Origin of the sequence: Sulfitobacter sp. HI0129 (assembly GCF_001635395.1) — a bacterium.
In the GTDB taxonomy this organism is placed as follows: domain Bacteria; phylum Pseudomonadota; class Alphaproteobacteria; order Rhodobacterales; family Rhodobacteraceae; genus Sulfitobacter.
Window position 1 is genome coordinate 1 of sequence record NZ_LWGH01000170.1, and the last position, 11025, is coordinate 11025.

The 11025-nt window shown below is 64.1% G+C and carries 11 protein-coding genes and 1 pseudogene; all 12 read left to right on the forward strand.

Features of this window, described 5'->3' with window-relative positions; translation table 11 throughout:
• The first annotated feature begins 112 nt into the window (after positions 1–112).
• Positions 113–994 (forward strand): carbohydrate ABC transporter permease, encoded by an 882-nt coding sequence (locus A3764_RS01530; RefSeq protein WP_067920840.1) that lies wholly within the window; start codon positions 113–115, stop codon positions 992–994.
• A 12-nt stretch (positions 995–1006) separates the two neighbouring features.
• Positions 1007–2062, forward strand: a complete 1056-nt coding sequence (locus A3764_RS01535) for an ABC transporter ATP-binding protein (protein WP_067920842.1) — start codon at positions 1007–1009, stop codon at positions 2060–2062.
• A gap of 61 nt (positions 2063–2123) precedes the next feature.
• The gene (locus tag A3764_RS01540; RefSeq protein ID WP_067920844.1) at positions 2124–2669 is read left to right on the forward strand and encodes an ester cyclase; all 546 of its coding nucleotides are present in this window, start codon (positions 2124–2126) and stop codon (positions 2667–2669) included.
• 76 nt (positions 2670–2745) lie between these two features.
• On the forward strand, positions 2746–4077 hold the full coding sequence (hisD, locus tag A3764_RS01545; RefSeq protein ID WP_067925656.1) for a histidinol dehydrogenase: 1332 nt from the start codon (positions 2746–2748) through the stop codon (positions 4075–4077).
• A 79-nt stretch (positions 4078–4156) separates the two neighbouring features.
• A complete protein-coding gene (locus A3764_RS01550) occupies positions 4157–5209 on the forward strand; it encodes an ester cyclase (protein WP_067925653.1) in 1053 nt (350 codons plus the stop codon).
• Positions 5206–5964, forward strand: coding sequence for an SDR family NAD(P)-dependent oxidoreductase (locus A3764_RS01555; RefSeq protein ID WP_067925650.1), 759 nt, complete (start codon positions 5206–5208; stop codon positions 5962–5964). Before A3764_RS01550 ends, A3764_RS01555 begins: the two co-directional genes overlap by 4 nt.
• Positions 5964–6980: a LacI family DNA-binding transcriptional regulator gene (locus A3764_RS01560; RefSeq protein WP_067925647.1), complete on the forward strand. Its 1017-nt coding sequence runs from the start codon at positions 5964–5966 to the stop codon at positions 6978–6980. Before A3764_RS01555 ends, A3764_RS01560 begins: the two co-directional genes overlap by 1 nt.
• Positions 6981–8003: a nuclear transport factor 2 family protein gene (locus A3764_RS01565; RefSeq protein ID WP_067925645.1), complete on the forward strand. Its 1023-nt coding sequence runs from the start codon at positions 6981–6983 to the stop codon at positions 8001–8003.
• Positions 8000–8980 carry a nuclear transport factor 2 family protein gene (locus A3764_RS01570; RefSeq protein WP_067925642.1) on the forward strand — a complete coding sequence of 327 codons (981 nt, stop codon included), beginning with the start codon at positions 8000–8002 and terminating at the stop codon, positions 8978–8980. Before A3764_RS01565 ends, A3764_RS01570 begins: the two co-directional genes overlap by 4 nt.
• Positions 8981–9136: 156 nt before the next feature.
• Positions 9137–10102, forward strand: a complete 966-nt coding sequence (locus A3764_RS01575; RefSeq protein WP_067925639.1) for a cupin domain-containing protein — start codon at positions 9137–9139, stop codon at positions 10100–10102.
• On the forward strand, positions 10102–10689 hold the full coding sequence (locus A3764_RS01580; protein ID WP_082850961.1) for a class I SAM-dependent methyltransferase: 588 nt from the start codon (positions 10102–10104) through the stop codon (positions 10687–10689). The genes A3764_RS01575 and A3764_RS01580 overlap by 1 nt, the downstream gene beginning before the upstream one ends.
• Positions 10690–10711: 22 nt before the next feature.
• Positions 10712–11025, forward strand: a pseudogene (locus A3764_RS01585) (epoxyalkane--coenzyme M transferase); the annotation flags it as partial.

Here is an 11025-nt window from a genome sequence, read left to right on the forward strand (position 1 = left end):
GGCTCAGCCGCCGCGACATCGCTGCTGACCATCCTCGGCGTCATCATCCTGCTATTGCCGGTCCTGCGCCGCAACTGGCGCGAATTCAACCGCAAGACCTGAGGGGGCCGTCATGTCCAATCTTGCCGACAAGAAACCACCATCGCTTGTGGCCCTGTCGACCGGCTTCGTGCTTCTCTGGCTGGTCATTGCCGCCTTCCCGTTCCTCTGGACCATGTGGGGCTCGTTCAAGGTCGAGGCCGATTTCTTCTCCCGCGCCGACTGGATGAACGCGATCACCGGACCGGTGACCGAACGCCAGTACGGCAGTCCCTTCACCGGTGCGGGTTATGAGGGCGCCTGGGTCGAGCAGGAGTTTTGGCGCGCGGTGCTCAACACCGCCCTCGTCACCTTCTCGGTCGTGGTGATCTCGCTCACGCTGGGCACGCTGGGCGGCTATGCGCTGGCACGCTCGGGGTTCAAATACACTTTCTGGCTGCTGATGGCCGCGCTGGTGTTCCGCGCCATGCCGCATGTTACGCTGGTTTCGGGCTACCTGCTGCCGTTCTTTCAGCTCAATATCTGGGGTTACCTGCCCACGACGATCATCGTGCTGGTGGCGATCAACCAGCCCTTCACGCTCTGGATGCTGCACAGCTTCTTCCTGTCGATCCCCAAGGATCTGGACGAGGCCGCGATGGTCGATGGCTGCACCCGGTTCCAGGCCTTCCGGCTGGCGATCATCCCGGTAATGTGGCCCGGCGTGGTGACGACGGGTCTGTTCAGTTTCCTGCTAGCCTACAACGACTTCACCGTCACCTCGATGCTGCTGACCCAGGAGAACGCGACCATGATCCCCAAGATCAACTCGTTCTTGGGGTCCACGCAGGAAGAGGGCAAAGTGATGTACGCCGTCGCCGCCGTTGTCTCAGCCATCGTGCCGCTCTTCGTGCTCATTCTGTTTTTTCAACGTCAAATCGTGAGCGGCCTGACCGCTGGCGCCGTCAAGGGATAAGGGGCTTCTGCAATGGCCAGACTGCAACTGAAAAACGTCAACAAGCGTTGGGGTGCCTTCGTGGGCGTCGAGAACTTCGACCTCGAAATCGCGGACCAGGAATTCCTTGTCCTGCTCGGCCCCTCAGGCTGCGGCAAGTCTACCACCATGCGGATGATCGCCGGGCTGGAGGACGTGACCGAGGGCGAAATCCTGTTCGACGACACGGTCGTCAACAAGATGGAGCCGAAGGACCGCGACATCTCGATGGTGTTCCAGTCCTACGGGCTTTATCCGAACCTGTCGGTCTACGAAAACATCCGCTTCCCTCTGCGCGTCCGTAAGGTGCCCAAGGAGAAGCACGAGGAAATGGTGATGAACGCGGTCCGCATGACCGAGCTCGAGGATTTCATGCACCGCCGCCCCGCCGAGCTCTCAGGCGGCCAGCGCCAGCGGGTGGCGCTAGGCCGAGCCATCGTGCGTAAACCCAACATCTTCCTGATGGACGAGCCGCTGTCGAACCTGGATGCCAAGCTGCGCGTCAGCACCCGGGCGCAGATCAAGAACCTGCAATCCAAGCTGAAGATCACCACCGTCTATGTGACCCACGACCAGATCGAAGCCATGACACTGGCCGACCGCGTGGTGGTGATGAACAAGGGCCGGATCCAGCAGGTCGGCACGCCGACGGACATCTACGACAACCCCGCAAACACCTTCGTCGCCAGCTTCATCGGTTCGCCCGCGATGAATCTTGTTGAGGGCAAGCTGGAAAACGGCGTGTTCCAGGGCGACGGCATCCGGGTCGAGGGGCTGCCCACCGGGCCTTCGGGCGACATCACGCTGGGCTTCCGCGCCGAGGATGCCGAGATCGTCGGGGGCGGCGGTCAGATCGCCGCGCCGATGTATTCGATCGAGCTTCTGGGCGAGGCCACGATGATCACATGGCGGCTCGGCGGCGCATTGGTCTCGATCAAGACCCACAAGGAGTTCCGTGCCGAGATCGGCGAGATCGTGCATGCCCGCATCCCGGCCGGGATCTGCCACCTGTTCGATACCGCCTCCGGGGAAAGGATCGCCCGCGGATGACGGCGAATCGACACTTTGTCCGCGAACCGTTTTCGCCAGACATGAGGAAGGACAATCCGAGATGAACGACAACCGCCCCGAGCAAGCGGTCCTGACCCGCGACACCGACATGACCAAGACCGAGGAGACCCGCGCGGTGATCGAAGGCATGGTCGACGGTCTCAACGATCACCGGATCGACGACATCGGCGAGTTCTTTTCCGCGGGTTTTCGCTGGATGGGTAATGCCGGCTGCGGCACCAAGTACGGGCTGAAGGAATTTCAGGACAATTGGCAGCGGCCGTTTCAGGCGGCGTTCTCCGAAAAGGTCTGCATTGACGAGGCCCGGCTCTACATGGGCGAATGGGCCGCGGCCTTCGGCCGGCAGGAAGCGACGCATTCCGGAGAATTTCTCGGCATCGCGCCGACAGGCCGCCGGGTCGAGATCCGCTACATGGATTTCTGGAAAGTTGTCGACGGCAAGATCGTCGACAACTGGGTGAATGTCGATTTCGTCCATGTCGCGGCGCAGCTAGGCATCGATCTGTTCAATGGCGAAGGCTGGGAGGCCTATGACCGCGGCCTGCGCAAAGCCCCGCGGCCAGGCGCGCCGTGTGCCGCCGAGTGAAACCGCGTCCTGGGCCTGTCCCGGGACCTCACCAACCAGGAGGCCCCGGATCAGGTCCGGGGCGGGAGAACGCAAAATGGCAAAGCAATACCTCAAGCGCGGCAAGTCAGAGACCGACCGTGCCGAAGACGACGCCAAGACCGCATCCGTGGTGGCTTCGACGCTGAAGGACATCGAGGCACGGGGTGACGACGCGGTCCGCGAACTGGCAGTGAAATTCGACAAGTACGATCGGGGAAGCTATCGCCTGACCGAAGGCGAGATCGCGGCGATCATTGCCAAAGTCAGCCCGCAGGACCTTGCGGACATCAAGTTCGCGCAGGCGCAGGTGACCAATTTCGCCCAAGCTCAGCGCGACTCGATGCTGGATATCGAGGTCGAGACGCTACCCGGCGTCATTCTGGGCCACAAGAATATCCCGGTACAATCGGTGGGCTGCTACGTGCCCGGCGGCAAGTTCCCTATGGTGGCCTCGGCGCATATGTCAGTGGCCACCGCCAAGGTCGCGGGTGTGCCGCGCATCGTCGCCTGCACGCCGCCTTTTGACGGCGAGCCGAACCCCGGCGTGATCGCCGCAATGCACCTCGGCGGCGCGGACGAGATTTATGTTCTCGGCGGCATCCAGGCGGTGGGCGCTATGGCGATCGGCACCGAGACAATCGACCCGGTGCACCTGCTCGTCGGTCCCGGCAACGCCTTCGTGGCCGAAGCCAAGCGCCAGCTCTTTGGTCGCGTCGGCATCGACCTGTTCGCCGGCCCGACCGAGACCATGGTCATCGCCGACGAGAGTGCCGCAGACGCCGAGCTTTGCGCCACCGACCTTTTGGGGCAGGCTGAACACGGCTATAACAGTCCTTGCGTGCTGCTCACCAATTCCGAGAAGCTGGCGCAGGAGACACTCTCCGAGATCGATCGCCTGCTTGGCATCCTGCCCACCGCCGACACCGCGAAAGTCAGTTGGGAGGATTACGGCGAGGTGATCGTCTGCCACACCTACGAAGAGATGCTTGAGGTGGCCGACGACATCGCCAGCGAGCACGTGCAGGTGATGACCGACCGCGACGACTGGTTCCTCGAGAACATGACCTGCTACGGCGCGCTGTTCCTCGGCCCGCGCACAAACGTGGCCAATGGCGACAAGGTGATCGGCACCAACCACACGCTGCCGACCAAGAAGGCAGGGCGCTATACCGGCGGGCTCTGGGTCGGCAAGTACCTGAAGACGCACAGCTATCAACAGGTCACCACGGACGAGGCCGCGGCCCGGATCGGCGCCTACGGCTCGCGACTCTGCCTGCTGGAGGGCTTTGTCGGCCACGCTGAGCAGTGCAACGTGCGGGTGCGGCGTTATGGCGGGGTGAACGTGCCTTACGGCGAGGCGGCATATCTGCCCGAAGCGGCGGAGTGAGTTGAGAGTGCGGGAACGAGGGGCCAGCTCGTCGTGCTACCCGAGATATTTTCGAACCAGAGAAGGACCGGACCCTTTCATGGATGTCCATAGCGCCAACAAGGACTTGATCGCGACGCTGCGGGCCGCGATGTATGATTTCGACGAGGCCACCGTGCGCAAGGCGCTGGCCGATGTCAGTACGTCCGACACATTGTTCCGCCTCTGTCATCCCTTCGGCGACAGCACCGGGCCGGAGGCGTTCTACAACACAGCCTATCGCGACCTGCTCGACGCATGGCCGGATCTGGAACGGCGCGATTACATCGTCATGGCGGGGCCGGATCAGGACGGCGCGAACTGGGTTGGCTGTGGTGGCTACTACACCGGAGTCTTCACCGGCCCGTGGCTCGATATTCCGCCGACCGGGCATCAGGTCACCGTGCGGTTCCACGAATTCTATCGCATCGAGGACGGCAAGGTCATTGAGGTGCAGGCGCTCTGGGACATCCCCGAAGTCATGATGCAGGCAGGCGTCTGGCCCATGGCACCATCGTTGGGGCTGGAATTCCACGTACCCGGACCGGCGACGCAGGATGGGCTCGTGCCGGGGCCGTTCGATGTGGATAAAGCGCGCGCGTCCCAACAGCACATCATCGACATGCTCGCCTGTCTGAAGAAATACCCCAGCCAGGGCGGACCGGAGGTCATGGAGCTTGAGCGCTACTGGCACCCGCGCATGAACTGGTATGGGCCGTCGGGCATCGGCACGGCGCGCGGCATCGCGGGCTTCCGCAACTGGCACCAGATCCCGTTCCTGACCGCCATGCCCGACCGGGGGCAGCATTCGGACGAGACGCACCACCATTTCTTCGGCGACGGCGCTTATGCCGGTGTGACCGGCTGGCCAAACATGGCACAGACGGTCAAGCATGGCGGCTGGCTGAGCATTGCGCCCTCGGACCGGAAGATAACCATGCGCAGCCTCGACTTCTGGCGGCTGGAAAACGGCCGCATCCGCGAAAACTGGGTACTGGTCGATCTGCTGCACGTCTATGACCAGCTGGGCGTCGACGTCTTCGCCCGGCTGCGCGAGTTCAACAAGGCCCGCAACATCGGGCGCATCACCATTCCGGACGGTATGAGCCAGTGACAGACCTGCCCCGCACCCCTTCCCTGCGCCTCGACGGCAAGCGCGCGCTGGTGACCGGCGCCTCCTCTGGCATCGGACAGGCTTGCGCGGCGGCACTGGCCGAGGCTGGTGCGCATGTGATCTGCGCAGCGCGAGGGGTGGAGCGGCTGCAAGACACTGTGCAGGCGATGCAGGCCGAAGGCTGGTCGGCCGAAGCGCTGGCGCTGGACATCGGCAATCTCGACACGATGACCGACGCGTTGGCGGGCCAAGAGCTCAATGTGGTGGTCAACTCCGCCGGGCTGGCACGCCACGGCCCGGCGCTGGAAACCACGGCGGAGGATTTCGACGCGGTGATGGGGGTGAACCTGCGGGCCGCCTACTTCCTGTCGATCGCGGCGGCGAAGTGCATGGCCGGGACCGGCGGCTCGATCATCCATATCAGCAGCCAGATGGGTCACGTCGGCGGTATCGACCGGGCGGTCTACTGCGCATCGAAACACGGGCTGGAAGGCATGATCAAGTCGATGGCGATCGAATGGGGTAAGCAGCAGATCCGTATCAACTCCATCTGCCCGACCTTCATCCGCACGCCATTGACCGCGCAGACCTTCGACAATCCTGAGCGCGTCGCCTGGCTCGAGGAGAAGATCAAGCTGGGCCGCGTCGGCGAGGTCGAGGACGTCATGGGGGCGGTGCTCTACCTGGCCTCGGACGCCTCATCTCTGGTCACCGGCACCTCCATGCTGATCGATGGAGGTTGGACGGCGGATTGATGGCAAGCGAACGCATCACATCCTTGCAGGTGGCGCATCGCGCCGGGGTCAGCCAGTCGGCGGTGAGCCGGGTGTTCACCCCCGGTGCCAGCGTGTCCAAGGCGACCCGTGAAAAGGTGATGCGTGCCGCGGAGGAGTTGGGCTACCGGCCCAACGTGCTGGCCCGCGCGATGATCACCGGCAGGAGCCGGATCATCGGACTGGTGGTGGCCTACCTGAACAACCAGTTCTATCCGGAAGTGGTCGAACGTCTATCGGTCGCGCTTCAGGACAAGGGCTATCACGTGCTGGTCTTCATCTCGCGCAACACGGCGGCGGATGTCCAGAAGGTGATGACCGAGATCCTCGACTATCAGGTGGACGGCATCGTGCTAGCCTCGGTCTCGATGTCGTCGGAATTGGCCAAGCGCTGCCATGAGCACGGCATCCCCGTGGTGCTGTTTAACCGCGTTCAGGACGATCCGGGGATGTCTTCGGTCGCCACCAACAACCACCTTGGCGGGCGGGCCATCGCGGCGCATTTCGTTGCCGCGGGACACAGGAAGATCGGCTATATCGCCGGCATGGAGCAGGCCTCGACACAGCGCGACCGCGAAGCGGGCTTTCGCGAAGGGCTGGAGGAGGCAGGGCTCTCACTGGCAGCGCGCGAACTGGGCAACTTCGAATATGGACAGGCCCGGGCAGCGGCGCTGGAGATGTTCGCCGGGCGCGAACACCCCGACGCGGTCTTTGTCTGCAACGACTACATGGCCTTTGCCGTGATGGACGTGATCCGGTCGAAGCTTGGGCTGCGCATTCCCGAGGATGTGGCGGTGGCCAGTTTCGACGACGTGCCCATTGCCGCCTGGCCCGCCTATGACCTGACCAGCTATCGCCAGCCGATCAACCGGCTGGTCGCCGGAACCGTGGACATCCTGATGCGCCGCATCGAGGACAGCGACGCGGCGCCCGAACACATTAAGCTGCCCGGCGAGTTGATGCCGCGCGGCTCGACCATCAACGCGGGAGACAGCTGAATGCGCGGATTTGACCCGAAGTGGCAGGACGTGCCGCACTACATCATCGGCATCACCAAGCAGATCTGGGAGGACCGTGAAATCGGCTCGCTACGGCACCTCTACGCCGACGGGCTGATCGTGCGCTCGCCCGCCTCGGTAGTGCAGGACAATACCAACGTGATCGCTGCCACAATGGCGACGCTGGCGGAGTTTCCCGACCGCGAGCTTCTGGGCGAAGACGTGATCTGGTGCGACGACCCGGAGGGCGCGACCGAGACCTCCGAGGCATACCTTTCCTCCCACCGGCTGATCTGCAGCGCGACGCACAGCCATCCGGGCATGTACGGCGCGCCCACCGGAAAACGCGTGACCTATCGCATTCTTGCCGACTGCGCGATCCGCGACGATGCGGTCTATGACGAATGGCTGGTGCGCGACCAGTCGGCCATCGTGGCGCAGATGGGCTTTGACCTAAAGGACTGGACCCGCGACCTGATCGCGCGCGAAGGCGGGGCCGATGCCTGCGTCAAGCCGATGACGCCCGCGACGGACGTAGCGGGCCCGTATGACCGGCACGGCAACCGCAACGAATGGGGGCAGCGCTATGCGGATGTGCTCCGCTCCATCATGGCCGCCGACATGGAGGTGATCCCGCGCGCCTACGACCGCGCCGTCAGCCTGCATTATCCCGGCGGGCAGGAGGGGCTAGGCTGGAGCGACGCCGATTTGTTCTGGATGGGGCTGCGCGCGGCCTTTCCGCATGCCGAGTTCAAGGTCGAACATGCGGTGGGCCGCGACGATCCGCTGATGCCGCCTCGTGCCGCGGTCCGCTGGAGCCTGCACGGCAAGCACTCCGGCTGGGGCCGCTTCGGCCGTCCGACCGGAGCCGAGGTCTACATCATGGGGATCAGCCACGCCGAGTTCGGCCCCTTCGCAGGCAACGGCCCTTGGGGCGAACCGACTGTGCGCCGCGAATTCACCCTGATCGACGAAACCGCGATCTGGAAACAGATCCTTCTGCAAACGGGTCAACACGAATGAAGGCTTTCTCGAACCGGTTCAAGGACCTGCCCGATTACATCCTGAAGATCACCCGCGAGATCTGGGAAGACCGCGGGCTCGCCACGCTGCATCATTACTATGGCAAGGACATCCCCATGCGCTTCCCCTCGGGGCTGGCACAGGGCAACGCCGGGGTGATCGACGGCACGCTGGCGACACTGTCGGAGTTTCCCGACCGGCAGTTGCTGGGTGAGGACGTGATCTGGTCCGAAGGGCCGGAAGACGGCCGCTATCTGTCCTCGCACCGCATCGTCACCACCGGCACCCACACCGGACATGGCGCCTTCGGTCCGCCCACCGGCAAGAGCTTCGTCATCCGGGTCATCGCCGACTGCGCCGCCAAGGCAGATGTGATCGACGACGAATGGCTGATCCGCGATGTCGGCGGCATCGCGCGCCAACTGGGCTGGGATCCGGCGGAATATGCCCGTTATCAGATCAAGGCCGAGGGTGGGCCGGAGACCTGCCGGCGCCCGTTCCACCCCGACCACGACGTTTCCGGGCCCTACTCCGGGCGCGGCAACGACAACGAATGGGGTGCGCGGCTGGGCGATATCCTGACCCGGATCATGGACAAGGACTTCACCGTCATCCGCGAGCAATACGACCGCGCCGTCCGGACCGAGCATTGGGGTGCACGCGGAGGCTGGTCCTACGACTTCGCCGAGACCGACTGGATGCGGCTGCGCTCGTCCTTTCCGACCGCGACGTTCGAAATCCATCACCAGATCGGCCGTTCCGATCCCGGCACGCCGAACCGTGCCGCGGTGCGCTGGTCGTTGACCGGCAAGCACTCGGGTCACGGTTTCTTCTACGCGCCCACGGGGGCAGAAGTTCATGTGATGGGTGCAACCCACGCAGAATGGGGCGAATGGGGCCTGCGGCGTGAGTTCACCATGATCGACGAAGTCGCCATCTGGAAACAGATCCACCTGCACACCGGCGCTCTAGAATGAACTCGATCACGTCGCTTCTGAGCGCACGGCACGGCTATCTGGCAAGCCTGCGCGCCCGCCGGTTGAACAACCGTCCTCCGGGACGCTGAGCAAATCCCATCCGATTTGTTCAATCGCCGCGGTCCGCATGGCCCGGCAACACGAAGGAAGATCCTGATGACCCAACACGAAATGACCGACCGCATCGTCCGCTACGGCGAACTCAAACCCTGCAAGACCGCCTTCATCGACGCCCACACGCCGGGCAGCGATCAGAAGGAGAACTTCACCATCATCGGCGGTGGCGTCTCCGAATCTGCCGACCAGCACGTCCACATCACCATTCCCCACGGCTTTAACGTCGGCGCGGCCGGGCAGCCGCCGCATTGCCGCAACTCGCTGCACAACCACCGCACCGCGGAGGTGTTCTTTGTCCTGTCCGGCCGCTGGCGCTTCTTCTGGGGTGAAAAGGGCGACGCGGGCGAGGTCATCCTCGAAGAGGGCGACATCATCAACATCCCCACCAACATCTTCCGCGGGTTCGAGAACGTTGGCACCGATTACGGAATGATCATGGCGATCCTCGGCGGCGACGATGCCGGCGGCGGCGTGACCTGGGCGCCGCATGTGATTGAAGACGCAAAGGCGCACGGGCTGATCCTCGGGGACAACGGCAAGCTCTACGACAGCAAGAAGGGGGAAAGCCTTCCCGAGGGCGTGAAACCGATGCCGCTACTAACGCAGAAAGAGCTCGCCAAGGTCGATCGCCCCACCGGGGCCGACGTGGTTGGCGGTCACGTCCGTCGCTACCTGGACATGGTGGCGCTGTCGAACGACGGCCCGGTCAAGGTGATCGGCGAGACCGGCATCATGCGCGACAAGCCGGGGTTCGAGGTCGACTTCCTGACCCGTGCCAATGCGCCCGACGAGATGCACACGCATGACAAGCCGTCGGTACTGATGCCGGTCAGGGGCCATTGGCGCGTCGACTGGGACGGCGGCAGCACCACGCTCGCACCCGGCGATACCATGAGCATCCCGGAGGGGCTGCGTCACAGTGCGGAGCCTTCGATGACGGGCGAGGCCGCGCTCTACCGCGTCATCGCCACCGACGATCCCGCCGGCCCGACCTGGCGCGGCTGATGAGCGCCACCGATCCCGAAACCACGCGCGCCGTCTATGACGCCGAGGCCGCTGCATTCGATGCGCAGCAGTCCCGGCCGCTGTTCGAGGCGCGCTGGCTAGCGCGTTTTGCGGCCGGCCTGCCTGCAGCCGGCCATGTGCTCGACCTCGGCTGCGGCGCGGGCGAGCACATCGCGCGCTGGTTTATGGCCGAAGGCTTTCGGCTGACGGGGGTGGATGTCGCCCCCGCCATGCTGGACATCACCCTGCGCTGCTGGCCGGAGGTGGATTGGTACGAGGCCGACATGCGCAGCCTCGACCTCGGGCAGCGTTTCGACGGCATCGTAGTCTGGGACAGCCTGTATCACCTAACATCTGACGACCAGCGCCGCACGCTTTCCCGTATCGCGGACCATCTGCGCTCCGGGGGAACCCTGCTCGCCACGGTCGCCCCCGGGCAGGCGAGGCTGAAGGTCAGGTGGCAGACCGGACCGTCTATCACGCCAGCCTGTCGCCGGCCGGATACGCACAGCTGCTGGAGGACCACGGCCTGCGGCTCACCGGCTTTCTTGCGGAAGACCCCGAGTGCAACAACGACAGCGTGCTGATGGCGCGCAAGGAGGAATGACCATGCCCATCAAGACAACCCACGTCGGTTCCCTGCCACGCAACCAGAAGGTCGTCGACTTCATCTTCGCGCGCGAAAACGGCGAGGACTACGATGCAAATGCCTTCGACGCCGCCATGACCCAGGCAGTGAGCGAAACCATCCGCAAACAAGCCGAAGCGGGCATCGATATCGTCTCGGATGGCGAGACATCGAAGATCTCCTACGCCACGTACGTCAAGGACCGCTACACCGGCTTCGGCGGCGACAGCCCGCGCAATGCACCAGCGGATCTGAAGCGCTTTCCCTCCTTCCTCAAACGCATCGCCGACGAGGG